Origin of the sequence: Hwanghaeella sp. LZ110 (assembly GCF_048892525.1) — a bacterium.
Classification (GTDB): Bacteria; Pseudomonadota; Alphaproteobacteria; order UBA8366; family Aestuariispiraceae; genus Pacificispira.
Window position 1 is genome coordinate 325,438 of the sequence record NZ_JBLZHT010000001.1, and the last position, 20,039, is coordinate 345,476.

Consider the following 20,039-nt stretch of genomic DNA (forward strand, 5'->3'; position numbering starts at 1 on the left):
ATACGAAACATGCATGTTTGCATGAAACCTGATCCGCGCACACTAAGATGCGACGTTCAGCAGGGTCAATGGGGGATTTCACGGTGGCCAAGAACTATGATTTTCGCAATTTGCGGGTGCTTGTGGTTGATGACAGCCAGTTCATGATCCGCGTTGTTTCTAATATATTGGAAGCCTTGGGGATCGGGTCCGTGTTTTCCGCGACGTCCGGGCGCGACGGGTTCGAAGCGGCCTGTCGCTATAATCCCGATGTCGTGATTTCCGACTGGGATATGGATGGGGGCGAGGGGCCTGAATTGGTTAACTTGTTGCGTAATGACCCCAAAAGCCCGGATCCCTATGTGAATGTCATTATGCTGACAGGATATGCGGAAATGCGCCGCGTCATCGCTGCGCGGGATTTTGGTATCACCGAGTTTCTGTCTAAGCCGGTTTCTGCAAAGGCGCTGCATGCGCGCCTTGTCGCATTGGTGGAACGCCCACGCCCCTTTGTGCGGGTAGGGCGGGATTATTTTGGACCGGATCGGCGCCGGGCTGCGAATGAAAGCTATTCGGGGGCAGAACGACGAGCCCCTGAAGATTATGCAGATCTTGGATGAAAGAAAAGGCCATGACCGCTGACGGGGAAGAGCCGAAACAATCTAAGACTAAAGAGAAGGCGGAGTTTTTCACGCCGACATCGCTGGCCAAAAAGGTTCCTGCCGTCGGCGGGCCTTCTGTCGACGAGGCAATGCGACGTGCAGACAAGGCCGTTGCCGCGGTGGTTCAGGAATTTGAGGGCATACTGGGGGAAGAATTGGACGAATTGGATGCCCTTATGTCCAGCTACAAGAAATCACAAGATGAAGAAACCTTAAACAAACTGTTCCGTCGGGTACACAATCTGCGGGGCCAGGGGACGACCTTGGGCTTTCCATTGATCACCCGGATCGGCAGTTCATTTTGTTCTTACATGATTGAACGAAATCCAAACCGTCCGATAAAGCCGTCTTTGATAGAACAACATATCCAGGCCCTGCGTATCGTCTTGAAAGAGCGCAAGGCAAAGGAAGGGGATGCGGTTTCCGTATCTGTTGCAACGGCATTGGAAGAAGTCGTTCGTCGCGAACTGATTTGACCTGGGCGTCTAAATCAAATTTTCAAAGCTATGTGGATGCCACATGAACGGTAACAATTCACCGTTAAGAACCTGTATGCGGATTTGGTTCTGGATCGGTTCGGTCCAGACGGGATTTGCGTCTTAGCGTTTTAGGTCTAAGCTATTGAGAATGAAAATACGTCACGCGCTTGGGTGGGGGGATAGTCACCCTTCTCCTTACAGCGGACAGTGCGAATGGAACCATGCGGGGGATTTGTTATGGCTGATCGGATCGACGTTCGGAAACAGGAACTATTGGAAAAGGTACACGCCCTGATTGATGATCGCATCAAGAAGGAGCAACGCGAACCCGCCCATGTCTTCACCACACACTATTACCGCAATGTCCCACCGGAAGACATTTGTAACCGCGAACCTGAAGATCTGTATGGTGCCGCGATCTCCATGTGGACATTTGGTCAGGAGCGACCTTCCGGGAAACCTTGCATACGCGCCTATAATCCGCGATTTGAAAAACACGGATGGCATGCGACCCATACGGTGATTGAAATCGTCAATGACGACATGCCGTTTCTTGTGGACAGTGTGACAATGGAACTGACGCGCCAGATGTATACGGTGCATCTGGTTGTTCACCCGGTCTTTGGCGTCGACCGGGATTCAAAAGGCAAGGCCCAGAATTTCCCGTCGAAATCGGCCAAAACAGAAGACTTTCCGCGCGAAAGCTTCATGCATATCGAAGTTGATGAACAATCCAGTCCGGAGGTCCTCAAAGCGATTGAGAATGGGATACTGGCGATCCTGGAAGATGTTCGCGCCACGGTCACGGATTGGCGTGACATGCGGGCGCAGACCCTGAAGATCGAAAAACAACTTAGCAAGACGCCGCCAAAGGGCATGGATAAAACCCTGGTGTCAGAGACGGCATCCTTCCTGAAATGGCTGCATGATGACCATTTTACGTTCATGGGCTACCGTGAAATCGACTATCACGGCACCGGGAAAAAGGCGCGCCTGGACATCGTACAAGACAGCGGACTGGGAATCCTGAAGGACCCGCAACGCCTTGTTTTCGATGGGTTGCGCAATCTGGGGGCTCTGCCGGCCCAGATTCAGGCACAGATGCGTGCGCCGGATCTGGTCCGTATCACCAAAGCCAATAATCGCTCTACCGTTCATCGTCGTGTCCATATGGATACGATCGCGATCAAGAAGTTTGACGCGGACGGAGCCGTGGTCGGGGAACATCTGTTCATCGGTCTGTTGACCTCTGTCGCCTATAACCAATCGCCGCGCGAAATCCCGCTGTTGCGTCAAAAAGTCAATGCGGTGATTGAAGCCTCTGGTTTTGAACCCGGCGGCCATTCGTCAAAGGCGCTGACCCATGTCCTGGAAAGCTATCCACGTGATGAGCTGTTTCAGATTTCCGTAGATCTGTTGAGCGATATTTCGCGGGGCATTCTGTTTCTGCAGGAACGCCAGCGGATTGCTGTGTTTCTGCGTCCAGACCCGTTCCAGCGCTATATCTCCGCCCTGGTCTATGTGCCCCGGGACCGCTTCTCTTCATCCCTGCGCAAACTGATCGGCCGGCAATTGGCCAAGGAATTCAAGGGCCATATTTCCGCGCATTATACCTTCATGACCGATGAACCGCTTACTCGTGTGCAATTCATCGTCAAGACCCAACCCGGTGATGTGCCTGACATCGACCGGAAGGAGTTGGAAGAGCATCTGGCTGATGTGACCCGCACCTGGGAAGATCGTCTACAGCAGGCCCTGGTGGAGAATCTGGGTGAAGAACGTGGCATGGGTCTGTTCCATCGCTATCGCGAAGCCTTCCCCCATGCCTATGCCGAAGTGTTTAATGTTCAAACAGCCTGTTACGACTTGGAGAATGTCGAACGGGCGCTTGCCACCAACAATCCGCAGGTCAATCTGTATCATCCGATTGAGGCTGGCGCGAACCAACTGCGCTTTAAGATCTACAGCCCCAATAAACCGCTGGTTCTCTCGGCGGTGATGCCCATGCTGGAGAATATGGGTGTCATGGTGATGGAAGAATTGCTGTATGAAATCCATCCGGCGGGGTCAAAGAATGTCCCCGGTCGACTGGTCACAGACCACACGACTGACTCCGATGAGAGTGATGCAGAGGACAGCCTGTATCTCCACGATTTCGCTCTGGAAAGTAAAGACGGGCGCGACATCGACTTTGCCAGCGTTCGCGAGGTTTTCCACGACAGCTTCCTGCAGGTCCTGTCGGGTGAAGTCGAAAGCGATGGCTTTAATCGATTGGTCCTGGCTGCCGGACTGGCATGGCGGGATGTGGTGATCAGCCGTGCCTATTCAAAATATCTGCGTCAGGCCGGTATTCCCTTCTCTCAGGACTATATGGCCGAAACCCTGGCGAAGAATCCCGACATTGTTCGCAATCTGGCGAAACTGTTCACAACCCGTTTTGATCCGAATTTCTCAGGGGATCGCGAGGGTGTGTGCGCAGGATATGTTGCACAGATCGAAGCGGCGCTGGAAGATGTCAGCAATCTGGACGAGGATCGGATCATCCGCCGTTTCCTGAATATGGTCCAGGTCACTCTACGCACGAATTTTTATCAGCCTGGACCCGATGGGCGGCCAAAGTCCTATGTGTCTTTGAAATTCGCCAGCCGGGATATTCTGGAAATCCCTCAGCCTGCGCCGTTGCGGGAAATTTTCGTCTATAGCCCCCGGTTTGAGGCTGTGCATTTGCGCTTTGGTCTTGTTGCACGTGGCGGGCTGCGATGGTCCGACCGGCGTGAAGATTTTCGCACAGAGGTCTTGGGCCTGGTGAAGGCGCAGCAGGTAAAGAATGCTGTTATCGTGCCCGTCGGGTCCAAGGGTGGTTTCGTGCTGAAGAAGGCACCGCCCCCTTCCGATCGACAGGCATATCTGCAGGAAGGCATTACCTGTTACCAGACCTTCATTTCCGGCATGTTGGACATTACCGATAATCTGGTGACGGGTGAAGTCGTCCCGCCGGCGCATGTCGTGCGCCATGACCAGGATGACCCGTATCTGGTGGTCGCGGCAGACAAGGGCACGGCGACATTCTCAGATTTTGCCAATGCGATATCGCAACAATATGGTTTCTGGCTGGGGGACGCCTTTGCATCGGGCGGGTCGGCTGGCTATGACCATAAAAAGATGGGCATTACGGCTAAAGGCGGTTGGGAAGCGGTTAAGCGCCATTTCCGGGAATTTGGTCACGATACCCAGACCCAGGATTTCAGTGTTGTTGGGATCGGAGATATGGGCGGCGACGTCTTTGGCAATGGCATGATCCTCAGTGAGCATATCTGCCTGAAGGTCGCCTTTAACCATCTGCATATCTTCATTGATCCGACTCCAGATCCAAAGAAGACCTTCGTTGAGCGCAAACGTTTGTTTGATGCGGTGAAAGGGTGGGCGGATTATGACACCTCTCTGATCTCCAAAGGAGGGGGCATTTTTGATCGTTCCGCCAAGTCGATTAAATTAACGCCGGAAATGAAGGCAATGCTGGAGGTGACGGAAGATACGATGCCACCAGCGCAATTGATTAAGGCGGCGCTGCGGATGCCAGTGGACCTGTTGTGGTTCGGCGGTATCGGGACCTATGTGAAACATACCGATGAAAGCAACGCGGATGTCGGGGATCGCGCCAATGATGCACTGCGGGTTGATGCCGATGAAGTGCACGCAAAGGTCATTGGCGAAGGAGCCAATCTGGGCGTGACCCACCGATCCCGTATTCAGTTTGCGCAGTTGGGTGGGCGGATTAACACCGATGCCATTGATAACTCTGCCGGTGTGGATTGTTCCGACCACGAGGTGAATATCAAGATTCTGTTGGGGGATGTCGTCCAGCGCGGGGATATGACGGAAAAGCAGCGCAATACGCTGTTGGAAAAAATGACCGACGAAGTTTCCGCCCTGGTGCTGCGTGATAATTACCAGCAGACTCAATCGCTGTCGGTGGAACTGTCTCAAGCGGAAACGCTTTTGGATCGTCACCAGCGTTTGATCCGGGCGATGGAACGGGCCGGGGATTTGAACCGCCGACTGGAATTCCTGCCCGATGATGAAGACATTGCAGAGCGGATGCAGAAGAAAGAAGGACTGTGCCGCCCGGAACTGGCTGTGATCCTGGCCTATGCAAAGAACATCACCTATCGCGAATTGCTGGATTCCGATTTGCCGGACGATCCGATGCTGGAGGCGGATTTGTTCCGCTATTTCCCGACAGCGCTGCAGGAACACTATCCCGATGCAATTCAGAACCATCGTCTGCGACGGGAAATCATCGCAACCGCGGTGACGAATTCCATGATCAACCGGACCGGCCCCGCCTTTGTCAGTGAAATGCATCAGCGCACAGGTCGGTTCGAATCCGAAATCGCCCGTGCCTATACCGTTGTTCGGGAGGTTTTCAGCCTTCGCGGCATCTGGGCTGCAATTGAGGCACTGGACAATAAGACCGATGCCAAGATCCAGATCCGCATGTTGCGGGAAACGGAACGCACCATTGAACGGATGACAGAATGGTTCCTGCGCAACAGCGATCATCCCATTGATATGAAGTCCAGTATTGAGACCTATCGTCCCGGTGTGACCACGTTGAAGGAGAATCTGGATACAATCCTGTCCAAATTTGCGAAGGATGATGTAGCCGCACGTCTGGAACGGTTCCAGAAGAACGGTGTGCCGGATGATCTGGCCTTGTCGGTTGCGCAACTAAAGGTCTTGTCTTCATCCTGCGATGTTGTGCGCCTTGCCGGTCAGGCCGATGCGCCGGTCGTGGATGTGGGCCGGGTTTATTCAACCGTCGGATCCCGGTTCGGGTTGGATTGGCTGCGGTCTGCGGCAAATCGAATTCCGTCGGACAATCAATGGCACCGTTTGGCGCTGGGGGCGATTATTGATGATCTGTGGGGCCTGCAGTCGGAAATTACGTCCCGCGTTCTTGCCAGGGAAGGGGCCGGTGTCGACGCTGTTGATAAATGGTCCGCGCGGCGGAATGATACGGTAGAACGGCTGGACACATTGCTGTTGGAACTGCACAGCCTGCCACAGTTGGATCTGGCGATGCTGGCGGTGCTGAACCGCGAACTGCGTAATCTGACAGCCTCCTGACGAAGCACGTAAAATCGATCTGGGGGGAGAAGCCAACTCCCCCCAAAATCCAATTCAAAAATGAAGAAGCCGCCGGAACCAATGGGTCCAGGCGGCTTCTGTGTTTCGGCGGAAACTGTTCGTGGGGGATTATTTCAGAATCGTGATGCCGTCTGCAGCGACCATATCGCCCCGGGCGATAACATCACAGCCACCGCTGGCAGCGGCCAGAACGATTTCCTGTTTCAGGGATGGAGAGACGCGCATCGAATATGCCAGCGCGATTTTGTAAATATCCGAGTTTGGATCTCCCAACAGAGCCGTGAAAGCGCTGGCTGCGCCGCCACAGAAGGACTTGCGGTTCTCAGCATGGCGGACGGCCGCATAATTTGCCAGATCCGTCACATAAGCGTTGATTTCCCGTGTCGCATTCTGGCCGTGCAGGCTCTTGAAGTAGCTCTTCAGCGCGCCGCCTTGTTTTTGTATTTCCGGGCGAAACCGGATCGCAAAGGCATTGTAGTGATCGCGCTCGTTACAAGACAGAGCGGCAACCATCATATCCGACTGTAAGGTCCGCACCGACAGGGCCAATGTGTGTTTCGGGGCGACCGTGCTAAGGCAGGCCTGTGCAATGCCTGAGACGGAAAAAGACGCCGCAAATACCGTTGCGACCATGCATGACTTGACGAATTTTCTCACATTGAAAACTTGCTTGAAACCATGCATCGGATGCACTCTCCCTGCCCATGAGTCTTAGATCGCGTCACAACTCAGATTGAACGCTGCCTTAATGTGGCCACAGTATCCAGCGCTTTGAAAAGAAATCAAGGCCAGTTTTTTTGGCCTTTCGGCGCAAGGGGTTGGTTGGGTTATCAGAATTGTCATATTCGATACAATCAACCAGACCGGAGTCGAAGGTCGATTCTAACCCTGTGCGATGCCGTTCAAATCTTCCAGCAACATGCGAATTCGACCGCTGTCATGGCTTTCCATAATCATGCGGGCGCGGGCAGCCGCTGCGGTGAATTCAATCTGCCGAACCCGATTTTTTACTTGCAGCAGGCTTGTCGTCGCCATCGACAAATCCCGCACGCCAAGGCCGATCAGAAGGGCGGTGAACTTCGGGTCGCCCGCTATTTCCCCACAAACTGATACCGGGATGCGCGCGCGCAATGCGGCCTGAATGGCAAAATCCATCAGTCGCAAAACGCCGGGATGCAGCGGGTTGTACAAATGCGCGACCTGATCATCGGTGCGGTCGATGGCCAGCGTATATTGCGTCAGATCATTTGTCCCAATGGCAAAGAAATCTGCGGCTTGCGCCAGGGAGTCAGCGGCCAGGGCGGCGCCGGGCACCTCAATCATCACCCCAAGTGGTGGCACCGGATCAGCGATAGCGACGCCCCGACGTTTCAGGCGCTTGACCATGCGGTGCAAAATATCACGAACGGTGCGAACTTCACCGGCTGTTGTGATCATTGGCAGCAGGATGCGAACCGGACCCAATGCCCCTGCGCGCAGAATGGCGCAAAGCTGTGTTTCCAATAGTCTTGGGCGTTTCAGGGACAGGCGGATGGCGCGAAGGCCCAGTGCCGGATTGGGCGATGGGGTAAGATCATCCCCCAGGGAATAGGCCAGCTTTTCCCCCCCTACATCCATCGTGCGAATGGTAACGGGGCGGCCCGCCATGGCGCGAATGACGGTGGCAAGACTTTCAAACTGTTCGTCTTCGCTGGGGGGCAGGGTGCGGTTCATGAACATGAATTCTGTACGAAACAGGCCAATGCCATCTGCACCCAGTCGGTGGGCGATGATCCCTTCCCGGGGTAATTCCAGATTGGCCTCCAGAGAGATGATAACCGCATCGCGTGTTGCGGCACTTTCCCCGATCAGGGTTTCCAGACGCTGTTGCTCGCGCAGCTGTTTCGCGCGTTTCTGACGATAGCGCGCCTCGGTATCTGGCGTGGGGTTGGCAATCACGACCCCTTCGCCGCCATCCAGGATCACAGGTGTGCCGGCAGGGACAGAGGCTGCACCGGCCAGCCCAAGGACGGCTGGGATTCCAAGGGACCGCGCCATGATGGCGGTATGACCCTGCGCGCCGCCCTGCTCTGCGGCGAAGCCATTGATCCGGGTTGGATCCATCAGGGCGGTATCAGCAGGGCTGATCGATTCCGCCAGCATGATCGCACCCTTCTCGGCGGCGGCATAGGCATTCTTGGGCACATCCATCAGGTTGCGCAGCACCCGATGGGATACTTCTCGCACATCCTCCGCCCGGGCGGCGATATAGGGATTATCCATCGCCTGAAACCCGGTTATCACCGCATCACTTTCGGCTTTCATAGCGGCAGCGGCGTTCAGGCGGTCGGATTCGATACGCTGCCGCGCCCCCCGCACAAGGCGCGAGTTTTGCAGCATCTGGACATGGGCTTCCAGAATTTCATTCAATCCCTCGGCCGTGTTGTCCGTGACGCGCCCACGTATTCTCTTCAAAGCCAAAATTTGCCGACGGCTCTTGCGAACCGCTTTTTCCAGCCGTTCAACCTCGTCTGGAATGTCGGCATCCATGATCCTGTGTTCGGAAACAGCCATCCCCGTCGCATCGATCTGTGCCGCAAACCCAAAGGCGACACCGGGGGAAACCCCAACTCCGGTCAGAATATGCTGCGGCATTTTCACCGACATTGCAGGTCAGGTCTCCTCGTAAAAGCCGGCATTGACCAGGGCGGTGATTTCATCCATTGCCGCTTTCGCCTCCGGACCGGAGACACGGATGCTAATCGTTGTTCCTTTGGATGCGGCTAGCATCATAAGGCCCATGATGGACGTCCCCGTTACGGTCTGACCGTCCTTGGATACCTCGATATGGGCATCGAATCGTTCCGCGGTCTGCACAAATTTTGCAGCAGCGCGGGCATGCAAGCCACGCTTGTTGCAAATCGTTAATGTGGCATCGCTCATCCCAGCAGCTTGCTGGCGACGTTTATGTATTTCGTGCCGGCATCCTGGGCTTGTTCGACCGCCGCCTCCAGGCTTTCCGTCTGGCGCACCTTCGCCAATTTGATCAGCATCGGCAGGTTCAGGCCCGCAATAACCTCAACCTTGGCCTGATCCATGATCGAAATCGCCAGATTAGACGGTGTGCCCCCAAACATATCGGTCAGGACGACGACACCCTCTCCGGTATCGACTGCTTTAACCGCTTCCAGGATATCGACCCGGCGGCGTTCCATGTCATCGTCGGGGCCGATACAAATGGCCGTGACGTTCTGTTGCGCCCCGACAACATGTTCCATGGCCGACACGAATTCCCGCGCGAGCCCCCCATGGGTGACCAAGACCAATCCAATCATGCGTTATCCCTTTTTCGCCCCGTTTTGATCCGTAGTGTGGTTTATCTGTGCCGTTGGGGTTTCACCGTCGGCATTTGCTGGCATATCCCTGTGAAAGCGGTAGGCCGGTCGTCCTTGCTGTGTCAGCCAGTCTGCAAGCTGTTCTGCCATATAGACAGACCGATGTTTGCCCCCTGTACAGCCAAATGCAATCGTTAGATAACTTTTTCCTTCGGCTTCCTGGCGCGGCAGCACGCGGGTCAATAATGTCTGCAGGTCCTTTTGGAAACCCGCACAATCTGGATCGGCTTCAATCGCCGCGCCCACTTTTGGGTCCAGGCCGGTCAAATCCCGCAATGTCGGCTCATAATGCGGGTTTTTCAGAAACCGCACATCCAGAACCATATCGGCCTCTCTGGGGACACCCCGGCGAAAGGAAAAGGACATCACCGTGATCGCCGCCCCAACTGGGCTGCCATCGGCAAACAGGGATGTCATCCGCTGTTTGAAATCCCACACGGTCAGCCCTGTGGAATCGATCATCATATCGGCATGGGACGCCAGAGGCAGGATCGCCTCCCGTTCCATGCGAATGCCGTCAGCGACCGGGCGATCCGCAGCCAGGGGATGGCGGCGGCGGGTTTCGGTGAAGCGCCGCAGCAATTCATCGTCGCTGCAATCCAGAAACAGGGTTGTAACCTTCAGGCCGTCGGCCATCTTTAATGTATCAATTTCCGCCTGAAGGCTGGCAATGCCGAAATCTCGATTGCGGATATCAACCCCAATTGCGACCGGTGAGGCGCTGGGATTCTCGCGTATCGACTGGGCCAGGCGTGGCAGCAGGCTGAGCGGCAGGTTATCAACCGCGTCAAACCCCAAATCCTCCAGCACCGCCAGGGCCGTGGAGCGTCCTGCCCCCGACATGCCGGTTACCAGCACAAGATCAGCCCGATTATTGGCGTTCGCAGAGGGCGTCTCAGTCATGCCGGCACCCCAAAGCCATGGTGCAAGGCAAGTTTCAGCTTGATGGGTGCAGAGATCTCAAAAGGGTTAATTGTCAGGCAGGGCAGGCTCACCCCCTCAATAATATCCTGGTCAGGGCTCGGCAGCCGATCAATCGGACCAGATGTCAGATCGGCCAGCAGGGCCAAGGCACAGCGATTGCGATAGGGCAGGGTCATTATGCCAATACCCCGGACTTCCAGCAGTCCACGTAATTGATCTGGCGCCTGGGCGTATAGAATGCCCTTATCGACAGTCAGCGCAGTTTGATCATCTGCAACCAGTTCGGCGCCCGCATCAATCAGGCGCAGAGCCAGGTCAGATTTTCCCGCACCCGATGCGCCGCGCAGCAAAATGCCGCATCCATCGATGGCGATTGTTGTCCCGTGCACCAGTCCCATGGTCCCTGTCACTCCCATCCAGAATTAGCGTGCGGTGCAGCGTGGTACCTGTCAATCAAGATGGCGAGGCTGTGCAGTCATTTTAGGTTAAATTGACCCTGCACGTTCCGCCACCAGAATGCGACAGGCGGTTAAGGGTTCCGCCTTGTGGGCATCTCCAGCCTGGCAATGCACAATGTCGCCGGGTTCCATCATCAGGCTGTCTTCCCGGCCATCGGGATGGCGGAAATGCATGCGCAGAGACCCGTCCAGCAACACGAAAACCTCCGGCCCGTCATTGACATGCCAGATATAGGCCTGGTCCGTCCAATGCAGCCGAATGGTGGCGGTATCGATTGTTTCGATATCCAGCGCATCCCAGGGGCGCGTTCCGGTATAATCCTGGGGCTTAATATGGCGCATTGATCATTCTGCCGTCACACTGTCGGGGTTTATTGGATCACGCCACTTGGATAGCGAATGTAAATAAGGGATACCACAAAAAACGACGGCCGCCGATGGGGGGGTATCGACGGCCGTCTATCGCGGTTGCAACGACCTGTTGAAGGTCGTCCCGGGGCAGTTTGGGGGCGCCCCGGTGAGAGGGGAGGTCTCAGCAGTTTAGATATTGGGTGGCAAACAGGGTTTTGTAGAGGTTCAATTAAGGCATTTTAAGGGCAAATCTTCACCGTTGCGTGATCGCTAGATTGACTCCCAACCCAATCAGAATGGACCCCCCGGCCCATCGGGCGATGCGCATCGTGTGCCGTCCCTTGCGCAGGCCTGCCATTACCGCGTTGGTCAGAAAGACGGCGGCGACATCCGCAAAGGTGACAGCCAGGTTCACAATAATCCCAAGGATCAACATCTGAAGCCAGATCGGGAAACTGGCACTGGGGTCTGCAAATTGTGGCAGGAAGGCAACAAAGAACATGGCCGTCTTGGGGTTCAACATCTCCACCGACATGCTTTGTATAAAGGCGGAGCGTCCCTGCTTCCGGAGTTTGCCGTTCAGGGTTCCTGGATTGCCCTCTTCTGTGGCAAGTCTGGTGCGGATAATCGATATCCCCATATAGACAAGGTACAATGCCCCCACGATCTTCAACGCGGTGTAGAGCGTCGGCACCACGGCCAGCAGGGCTGATAATCCCAATGCGGCGGCGGCAACGTGGAACAATCCCCCGATTTGCAAACCCAATGCCGCCATAAATCCCCCGCGTCGACCATGCGCTAATGTCTGGGCGGCGGTATAGAGCAGTGCCGGTCCGGGAATAAGCGCAAAAACCACAGTGGCGGCAAGGAACGGCAACAACAAATCCCAGTTTGACATAGCAGAACCCTATCGATGTTTCTGACGCATCCTGAGCAGGCATTCCACCCAGCGCAAGAGCAATTTTCACCGGATGCAGAGTGCCATTTGTGATGCTTGAATCAAAAATTCTGCTCGACGTTTCTTGTATTTTAAAAGACTCATGATATATCTTAACTTATCTAAAATAGATTGGAGAGAAAAATGAATAATCCTATTGAAGGGCGATCCCGTCATCCAGGTGGACGATCTGGCCGCGGAAGAGGGCATGGTGCCCACGACAATGACTTTATTGGCAAAGATCATCATGAGCGCGACCATGGTGGTGGACATCAACGTCGCCATGGTCGCCATCGGGTCATTGATTCGGGCGAATTACGCCTGTTGCTGATGAAGCTGTTGTCGGAAACTCCGCGCCATGGCTATGACTTGATCCGCGAGATTGAGGCCATGACGGGCGGGGCTTATGCGCCCAGCCCTGGTATGGTCTATCCAACTCTGACTTTGTTGCAGGAAATGGACCTGATTTCTGAAGTGGAGTCCGAGGGATCTCGCAAGGCATTTTCCCTGACCGATCAGGGGACGGTGGAAATCACAGCCAGTGTAAAGGAAATTGACGGGATCATTGCCCGTATGTCTGCGATGCGAGAAACCCATCAACGGATGGATGGCGGGCCGGTGCGCCGGGCCATAGAAAATTTGCGACGCGTCATACGATCCCGACTGGGCAATGATGATGTGGATAAAGACATGCTGCATACGGTCGCGGGGATCTTGGACGAAACAGCCCAGCGGATTGAGCGGTTGTGATGAGACCGACACTTCAAGACACCCTGCGCCGTCGTCACGGCTTGGACGCAGAGCCCCAAATTCAGGAGAATATAACTATGCAAACCATCAGCACCACCGAAATACCAACCGAAAACGGCAGCCGGGATCTGCAGCAATTATGCAAGCACTGGGCGCATAAATTGACGGTCGACTTCACATCCGGGCAAGGGCGGATTACTTTCCCAAAAGATGGCCGCAGCGGGTCTTGGTCACAGGATGCAACCGTAATCCTGACCGCCCATCCAGCGCATCTGGAATGTCGGATCGAAGCCAGTGAAACGGGGCAGAGAGATGCATTGCAAGATGTTCTTGCGTCTCATCTGGACCGCTTCGCTTTCCGGGAAGCTCCTTTGACTTTCAACTGGAAAAACGCCTAATTGCGAAAAGGTTTCTCAGTCGTGCAGAGATAGGCCCCATATGCCATCATTTCTTGACCGGATTAAGGTGGCGCAGGGTCTCTGCTAGCCGGAAGCCCTGCCCATAACGCCTGCGTCGGTTCTGATAGTAATCGCTGTAAGGAGAAACAATCAACATGCCGACTCTCGTTGCCTATATTGGCGCGGCTATTGCTGAAATCGCAGGATGTTTCGCATTTTGGGCGTGGCTGCGCCTCGACAAGACAATTTGGTGGGTTCTGCCGGGGATCGCATCCCTGGCCTTATTTGCGTATCTGTTGACGCTGGTCGACAGCGTCGCCGCTGGACGCGCCTACGCAGCTTATGGCGGGGTCTATATTGTATGCTCCCTTGTCTGGTTGTGGCTTGTCGAAGGTATCAAACCGGATCGCTGGGATATTACCGGCGCTGTTATTTGTCTTGTTGGGGCGATTATCATTATCGCGATCCCCAGGGCACCCACCTGAATATATCCCGCGTCGTGCGTTAGAGCATCATGCGCTCGCAGGAGCTCACACATGATACTCTTACCAACTGTTTTTTCAGTAAATACGTCGTCGCACTCGAGCCTGTTTGCGCAGGCTTTGCTCTGGCGCAATCGCGAAAGCTAAGAAAGTGTTTTAGGCTCGTGGGGTCGCTAGGGGCAGGCGACGGCGGGCGATGGCGGTGTGGAATGCGACCCCGGCGGTCAGGCTGGCATCGTTGAAATCATAGTTGGGGTTGTGCAGTGGCAGGGAGTCCTCCCCATTGCCCAGAAAGGCAAAGCATCCTGGCACATGGCGCAGGAACTGGGCGAAGTCTTCTGACGCGGTGATGGGTTCGTCGGAAATCATAACGGCATCCGACCCTAGCACATCCCTGGCCGCATTCAGGGCTTCCTGGGTCAGGGCCTCGTCATTCAACAGAGAGATGAATTCCCGGGCATAATTGACGTCGACACTGACATTATAGGAGAGCGCCGTCCCTTCGGCGATCAGGCGCATCTGCTTTTCGATCTGTGCGCTGACGGCTGGGTCAAAGCTGCGGGCATCACCCCGGATTTGTGCCTGGCCTGGCAGGACATTGCGGGTGCCGTCGGTGGTCAATTCAGTAACCGATACCACCGCGACTGCTGTTGGATCGACCCGTCGAGAGACGATGGTTTGTAGATTGGTGACCAGGGCGCAGGCGGCGACCAGTGTTTCACTGCCAGAATGCGGTCTGGACGCATGGCCCCCGACGCCTCGCAGGGTGATTTCAAAAACATCTTCCGCAGACATGATCGCGCCCGGCTTCGTCACAAATTGGCCGATCGGATAGCCTGGCATATTGTGCAGACCGTAAATTTCTTCGAACGGGAAGCGATCCAATAGGCCATCGTTGATCATTGCTATCGCGCCTTGGCCCCATTCTTCCGCTGGCTGGAAGATAAACCGGATCGTGCCATCAAACCCTTCCTGCTGGGTCAGGGTCTTGGCCGCGCCCAACAGCATGATGGTGTGCCCATCATGACCGCAGGCATGCATATAGCCGTCATGGGTCGACTTATAGGGCAGGCTGCCCTGTTCGGTGATATGCAGCGCATCCATATCGGCCCGCAAGGCAATCGCACGGTTGCCGGTGCCCCGTTTCAAAGTACCAACAACGCCTGTCCCGCCAACCCCTTCGGTGACATCATCCAATCCGAATTCGCGCAGTTTCGCGGCGACAAAGGCGGCGGTACGCTTCTCACTGAATCCGAATTCAGGGTGGGCATGCAGATCATGCCGCCATTGCACCATGTCGGCGTGAAGGGTGGTTGGATCGGACATCGTCGTCTCCCGATGAAAAAGGATAGTGCTGGTGTACCACTCTAGCGTCGGTTTATGCCGGGCACAAAGTGATCTTGCCGTGGCGGTCTGGGACCATGACTCAGGCGGAAAAATCCCGGGTATCGTCAATCACCTTGCCATCATTGGGCAGGGTGCCGGGTTCTACCACCTCAACGGTACCGCGCAGCTTTGTGACGCTCTGCACCGTTTCTGCCAGTCGGGCGGCATCCAGATCGCCCGTTGCTTCACATCGTATGGTCATGATGTCTTTTTTTGCTGAATCAGAAGAGATCACGATCCGTGCCTTGGTAATTTCCGTGTGGCGGGCAACGATTTCGGCAACCTGACTGGGGCGCACGAACATGCCCCGAATTTTAGCGGTTTGATCGGCACGGCCCATCCAGCCTTTGATGCGGGGCGCCGTGCGTCCGCAGGGGCTGGTGCCATTCATCACTGCAGACAAATCGCCGGTCGCAAAGCGGATCAGCGGATAGTCCCGGTTGGTCAACAGGGTGACAACAACCTCTCCGACTTCACCCTCTGGCACGGGATCACCGGTGCCGGGGCGCACGATTTCAACGATCACGCCTTCATCGGTGATCAGACCTTCCATCGCCTTGCTTTCATAGGCGACATTGCCCAGATCGGCGGTGCCATAGGTTTGCAGACAGACCAATCCCCGGTCGTGATAGTCCTGCCGCATCGACGGGAACAACGGACCTGCCCCTACGATCAATGTTTTAACGCCAGACAGGTCCAACCCCAATTCAACGGCCTTCTCAAACAGCGCCTTGGGATAGTCGGGCGTGCCGGAATAGGCGGTGGCTTTTAATAACGCCATGGCCTGGACCACAGCCTCGGTATTGCCAACGCCGCAGGGGATCACGGCGGCACCACAGGCATGGGCGGCTTCTTCAAACATGCGCCCCGCCGGGGTCAGGTGATAGGAAAAGCAATTCGCGACCCGATCCCCCTTGCGCAAACCCGATGCCCAGGCGGCCCGCCCAAAGCGCCACCAATCGAAATTCGGGGCATGTCCGTCTGGATCTAAAATCGGGCCGGGTGATATATACAGCCGCGCCAGATCCTCTGACGGGGTTGCTGTCATGCCGCCGAAGGGCGGATTGGATTGCTGATGGTCCATCAGGTCCGATTTTCGTACCACCGGAAGGGCGGCTAAGGCTTCAAGGCTGGTCAGGCTGTCCGCATCAACCCCCTTCAGACTTTCCGCAAAATACGAGGCCTTATCCTGTGCCAAAGCAACCTGACCCCGCAATTGCGCCAATTGTCGGGCAGTGCGGGCATCGGTGCTGTCGGTCTCAAGCGAATCGAAAAAATCTGACATTGTCTTACAGCCACCGTTTCCTGCGTTTGTAGTGCTTTACTTCACGGAAGTTTTTGCGGCCTTCTGTGGAGAGGCCCAGATAGAATTCTTTCACATCCTCGTTGGAGAGGAGGGCGTCGGCCTTGCCGTCCATAACAACACGTCCGCTTTCCAGGATATAGCCGTAATCGGCATAGCGCAGGGCGACATTGGTGTTCTGTTCGGCCAGCAGGAAGGTAACCCCCTCCTGCTCATTCAGCTTTTTTACGATTTCAAAGATTTGTTCTACCAATTGCGGGGCCAGGCCCATGGAGGGCTCGTCCAGCAGAATCAGCTTGGGCTTTGCCATCAGCGCCCGCCCGATGGCGCACATCTGTTGCTCCCCACCGGATGTGTAGCCCGCCTGGCTTTTGCGCCGTTCACGCAGGCGCGGGAAATAGTCATAAACCTTTTCCAGGTCTGCCTTGATTTCTGACCCGCCGCCGCGTGTATAGGCTCCGGTCAGCAGGTTTTCCTCGATCGTCAGATGCTCGAAGCAATGACGCCCCTCCATCACCTGCACACAGCCCCGCTTGACCAGATCATTGGCGGTCATCTGGTGGACTTTCTCGCCCGCCAATTCGATGCTGCCCTTGGTGACCTCGCCGCGTTCGGCGCGCAACAGGTTGGAGATTGATTTCAGTGTCGTGCTTTTGCCAGCGCCATTGGCGCCCAGCAGGGCGACGATCCCCCCCTTCGGCACCGAGAGGGAGACACCCTTGAGCACCAGGATCACGTGGTCGTAAATCACTTCCACATTATTGATCTGTAGCAGAATTTCCGCTGTTGCGGGTTTCTCTGCAAGATCCTGTGCCTGTACGCTCATCGGGTCTCTCCCTGTTCGGCTTACCGTTTGGCTACTGTGTCACAATGCCTTAAGAGCAACTGCGGGCGGTGATGCCCTGCTCTTTGGCATAGTTCGCGGCTTCTTCTTCCAAGATCGGCCGGGTTAGGTCCGCCATAGCCGGGATCCAGTCGGTGATGATCTTGTATTCCTTGCCATCCCATTGCTGGATCAGAACTGCTGGGTTCTGCCCTTCATGATTGGCGCAGGTGACGCTGACGGCAGGCACCAGACCCGCAGCCCCAATCTTTGCAATGTCTGCATCGGTGAGGTTCAGGTTTTCCAGCGCCCATTGCATTTGTTCACCCGTGATCACGCCCGTGCCATATTTTGCATGGGCGATCTTCAGAGCTTCCACGACATAGATCGCATTGGCGACGCCGCGATTGTACAGTACACGGCCCCACTGATCGCCATTCCCGGCGAATTTATTGGTGTCATACACGTATTTTTTCAAATCGTTGTAGACATCATAATCGTCACCGGCCCCGTGGAAGGTTGCTGCCTTATAGCCAATGCCCCCTTGACCAGCGGCTTCTACGGCGTCTTCACCCGCGGCCCACCAGTTGCCGATAAACTTGTCCATCGGGAAATTGATATTGGCGGCTTCGTTCACAGCCGTGCCGTTCATCGCGCCCCAGCCCCACATGATGGCATAGTCCGGGCGTTGACGACGGATTTTCAGCCAGATCGATTTCTGTTCTGTCATCGATGCGGGCGGAACTGGATACCGGTCAAAGGAGAAGCCGAATTTGGCGGCCATGACATCCATGGTCGGCAGCGGCTCCTTCCCATAGGGGTGATCCAGATAGATATAGGCAAAGTTCATGCCCTTCAGCTTTTCAATCCCGCCTTCCTGATTGGCGATATACTGAACGATGGCGGTTGCCTGATTCCAGTAGGTTGACGGGAAGTTGAAGATGTACGGGAAGTATCGACCATCCGCCGCTGAGGTACGGCCATAGCCCATGGACAGGACCGGGATCTTGTCCTGGGTTGCCTTTTCAATCAGCGCATAGGTGATACCGGTGGACCAGGGGCTATAAACCGTGGCCCCGCCGCCCTCATTTTTGGTTCGGTCATAGCATTCGACGCCGCGGTCGGTGCTGTAGCCGGTTTCACATTCCGTGACCTTGAATTTGACGCCATTGATGCCGCCGTCGCGTTCATTGATCAGGGTGAAATAATCCGCATAGCCATCTGCCAAGGAAATACCACCCGGCGCATAAGGGCCGGTGCGATAGACCAGGGACGGAATGACCTGTTCTTGTGCCGATGCGGTGCCAGCGGCAAAGGCACTGACCCCCAGGATTGTCCCAAGCGCCAAGCCCATCAAGGCTCTTGGGCTATTCTTCACAACATTACTCACCAACATGACGTTTCTCCTTGTTTGGTTTTTTCTAGCGCCCTCTTATCCCCGAGGGTTTGGGTTTTCATGGCAGGGCCGGACTTTTCGCCGGCTCATTCACATCGCCTCTGTTAGTGAGGAAATGGCCATAATCTCAATTTCTCCTTTGCGATGCGCCACAGGCGGGCCAGCCCATGGGGCTCCACGATCAGGAAGAAGATGATCAGCGCGCCAAAGACCATGAATTCGATATGGGTGACGGTATCTGTCCTCAGTTCCAGACCAACCCAAGCCGGCGCATTGTTCAGAAAAATGGGCAACAGGAAGATAAAGGCCGCGCCCAGAAACGCCCCCAGAACGGAGCCCAGACCACCAATAATGATCATGAACAGGATCTGGAACGACCGCGTGATGGAAAAGGCTGACGGCTCCACCGTATTGATATAGCAGAAGGACCACAGCGCGCCGGCAATGCCGCAATAAAAAGAACTGATGGCGAAGGCGCTGAGCTTTGTTTGCAAAGGTCTGATACCGATCAGCTCTGCGGCGATATCCATGTCGCGGATCGCCATCCAGGATCGCCCGATCCGGCCCCGCGCCAGATTCCGCGCGATGACCGCCAGCACGATGGTAAAGGCCAGCACGAAGAGATACTTCGCCTCCGGCAGGGCCGTGGCCCCGGTCACGCCATAGCCGAATAGTGAACTGGGGGGGGTGGAGGGAACGCCGGAAATCGAGTCATTTACAAACCAGCCGATTTTCTGAAACGCCCAGATCAGAAAGAACTGTGCCGCCAGGGTGGCGACCGCCAGATAGAAGCCTTTGATCCGAAGGGACGGTATGCCAAACACAATCCCTATCGCGGCGGCAAAGAAGCCACCAGCAATGACAGGCACCCAGATCGGCATGAATTCCGGCATATTGGTTGCGATCTTGTAGGACATATAGGCGCCCGCCGCCATAAAGCCCCCGGTTCCCAGGGACAACTGTCCGGCATAGCCCGTCAGGATGTTCAACCCCAAAGCGGCGATGGTCAGGATCAGAACCGGAATCAGGATGGATTCCAGCCAATATTGCGATCCGATCATGGGCACGATCACAACCGCGAACACAATCAGGGCAATCATGAAATTCCGATCCAGCGGAATCGGCAGCATCTGTTGATCGGCGGCATAGGTGGTTTTGAACTGTCCGGCCTCACGATAGAACATAG

Annotated in this window: 19 protein-coding genes; 6 read left to right on the top strand and 13 right to left on the bottom strand. The window is 55.5% G+C overall.

Features of this window, described 5'->3' with window-relative positions:
* Positions 1 to 83: 83 nt before the first annotated feature.
* The 3 genes from ACOSDM_RS01445 (at position 84) to ACOSDM_RS01455 (ending at position 6,250) form a co-directional block, all read left to right on the top strand.
* Positions 84 to 599, top strand: coding sequence for a response regulator (locus ACOSDM_RS01445; protein WP_420722689.1), 516 nt, complete (start codon positions 84 to 86; stop codon positions 597 to 599).
* A gap of 11 nt (positions 600 to 610) precedes the next feature.
* Complete coding sequence (locus ACOSDM_RS01450; RefSeq protein ID WP_420722690.1) at positions 611 to 1,117, top strand: Hpt domain-containing protein; 507 nt, start codon at positions 611 to 613, stop codon at positions 1,115 to 1,117.
* A gap of 240 nt (positions 1,118 to 1,357) precedes the next feature.
* Positions 1,358 to 6,250 (top strand): NAD-glutamate dehydrogenase, encoded by a 4,893-nt coding sequence (locus ACOSDM_RS01455; RefSeq protein WP_420722691.1) that lies wholly within the window; start codon positions 1,358 to 1,360, stop codon positions 6,248 to 6,250.
* A gap of 129 nt (positions 6,251 to 6,379) precedes the next feature.
* Here ACOSDM_RS01455 and ACOSDM_RS01460 read toward each other — a convergent pair whose 3' ends face one another.
* The 8 genes from ACOSDM_RS01460 to ACOSDM_RS01495 form a co-directional block, all read right to left on the bottom strand.
* The gene (locus ACOSDM_RS01460) at positions 6,380 to 6,928 is read right to left on the bottom strand and encodes a hypothetical protein (RefSeq protein ID WP_420722692.1); all 549 of its coding nucleotides are present in this window, start codon (positions 6,926 to 6,928) and stop codon (positions 6,380 to 6,382) included.
* Between the two features lie 225 nt (positions 6,929 to 7,153).
* On the bottom strand, positions 7,154 to 8,917 hold the full coding sequence (gene ptsP, locus ACOSDM_RS01465; protein WP_420722693.1) for a phosphoenolpyruvate--protein phosphotransferase: 1,764 nt from the start codon (positions 8,915 to 8,917) through the stop codon (positions 7,154 to 7,156).
* A 6-nt stretch (positions 8,918 to 8,923) separates the two neighbouring features.
* Complete coding sequence (locus ACOSDM_RS01470; protein WP_420722694.1) at positions 8,924 to 9,193, bottom strand: HPr family phosphocarrier protein; 270 nt, start codon at positions 9,191 to 9,193, stop codon at positions 8,924 to 8,926.
* Positions 9,190 to 9,585, bottom strand: a complete 396-nt coding sequence (locus ACOSDM_RS01475; protein WP_420722695.1) for a PTS sugar transporter subunit IIA — start codon at positions 9,583 to 9,585, stop codon at positions 9,190 to 9,192. The genes ACOSDM_RS01470 and ACOSDM_RS01475 overlap by 4 nt, the downstream gene beginning before the upstream one ends.
* Positions 9,586 to 9,588: 3 nt before the next feature.
* Positions 9,589 to 10,548: an RNase adapter RapZ gene (rapZ, locus tag ACOSDM_RS01480; protein WP_420722696.1), complete on the bottom strand. Its 960-nt coding sequence runs from the start codon at positions 10,546 to 10,548 to the stop codon at positions 9,589 to 9,591.
* On the bottom strand, positions 10,545 to 10,967 hold the full coding sequence (locus ACOSDM_RS01485; RefSeq protein WP_420722697.1) for an HPr kinase/phosphorylase: 423 nt from the start codon (positions 10,965 to 10,967) through the stop codon (positions 10,545 to 10,547). Before ACOSDM_RS01485 ends, rapZ begins: the two co-directional genes overlap by 4 nt.
* An 87-nt stretch (positions 10,968 to 11,054) precedes the next feature.
* Entirely contained in the window at positions 11,055 to 11,369 is a 315-nt protein-coding gene (locus ACOSDM_RS01490) for a hypothetical protein (RefSeq protein ID WP_420722698.1), read from the bottom strand.
* A 262-nt stretch (positions 11,370 to 11,631) separates the two neighbouring features.
* Entirely contained in the window at positions 11,632 to 12,276 is a 645-nt protein-coding gene (locus ACOSDM_RS01495) for a LysE family translocator (protein ID WP_420722699.1), read from the bottom strand.
* Between the two features lie 183 nt (positions 12,277 to 12,459).
* On the opposite strand from ACOSDM_RS01495, the gene ACOSDM_RS01500 reads away from it, so the two are divergent.
* The 3 genes from ACOSDM_RS01500 (at position 12,460) to ACOSDM_RS01510 (ending at position 13,948) form a co-directional block, all read left to right on the top strand.
* Entirely contained in the window at positions 12,460 to 13,065 is a 606-nt protein-coding gene (locus tag ACOSDM_RS01500; protein ID WP_420722700.1) for a PadR family transcriptional regulator, read from the top strand.
* A 77-nt stretch (positions 13,066 to 13,142) separates the two neighbouring features.
* Positions 13,143 to 13,463 (top strand): DUF2218 domain-containing protein, encoded by a 321-nt coding sequence (locus ACOSDM_RS01505; protein WP_420722701.1) that lies wholly within the window; start codon positions 13,143 to 13,145, stop codon positions 13,461 to 13,463.
* Positions 13,464 to 13,618: 155 nt separating this feature from the next.
* Positions 13,619 to 13,948, top strand: a complete 330-nt coding sequence (locus ACOSDM_RS01510; protein WP_420722702.1) for a YnfA family protein — start codon at positions 13,619 to 13,621, stop codon at positions 13,946 to 13,948.
* Positions 13,949 to 14,101: 153 nt separating this feature from the next.
* On the opposite strand, the gene ACOSDM_RS01515 is transcribed toward ACOSDM_RS01510, so the two are convergent.
* The 5 genes from ACOSDM_RS01515 to ACOSDM_RS01535 form a co-directional block, all read right to left on the bottom strand.
* Positions 14,102 to 15,271 carry a M20 aminoacylase family protein gene (locus ACOSDM_RS01515; RefSeq protein WP_420722703.1) on the bottom strand — a complete coding sequence of 390 codons (1,170 nt, stop codon included), beginning with the start codon at positions 15,269 to 15,271 and terminating at the stop codon, positions 14,102 to 14,104.
* Positions 15,272 to 15,371: 100 nt separating this feature from the next.
* Positions 15,372 to 16,616 carry a phenylacetate--CoA ligase family protein gene (locus ACOSDM_RS01520; RefSeq protein WP_420722704.1) on the bottom strand — a complete coding sequence of 415 codons (1,245 nt, stop codon included), beginning with the start codon at positions 16,614 to 16,616 and terminating at the stop codon, positions 15,372 to 15,374.
* 4 nt (positions 16,617 to 16,620) lie between these two features.
* Positions 16,621 to 17,460 carry an ABC transporter ATP-binding protein gene (locus tag ACOSDM_RS01525; protein ID WP_420722705.1) on the bottom strand — a complete coding sequence of 280 codons (840 nt, stop codon included), beginning with the start codon at positions 17,458 to 17,460 and terminating at the stop codon, positions 16,621 to 16,623.
* A 49-nt stretch (positions 17,461 to 17,509) separates the two neighbouring features.
* Positions 17,510 to 18,853 carry an ABC transporter substrate-binding protein gene (locus ACOSDM_RS01530; protein ID WP_420722706.1) on the bottom strand — a complete coding sequence of 448 codons (1,344 nt, stop codon included), beginning with the start codon at positions 18,851 to 18,853 and terminating at the stop codon, positions 17,510 to 17,512.
* Positions 18,854 to 18,957: 104 nt separating this feature from the next.
* Positions 18,958 to 20,037, bottom strand: a complete 1,080-nt coding sequence (locus ACOSDM_RS01535) for a branched-chain amino acid ABC transporter permease (RefSeq protein ID WP_420722707.1) — start codon at positions 20,035 to 20,037, stop codon at positions 18,958 to 18,960.
* Positions 20,038 to 20,039 lie beyond the last annotated feature (2 nt).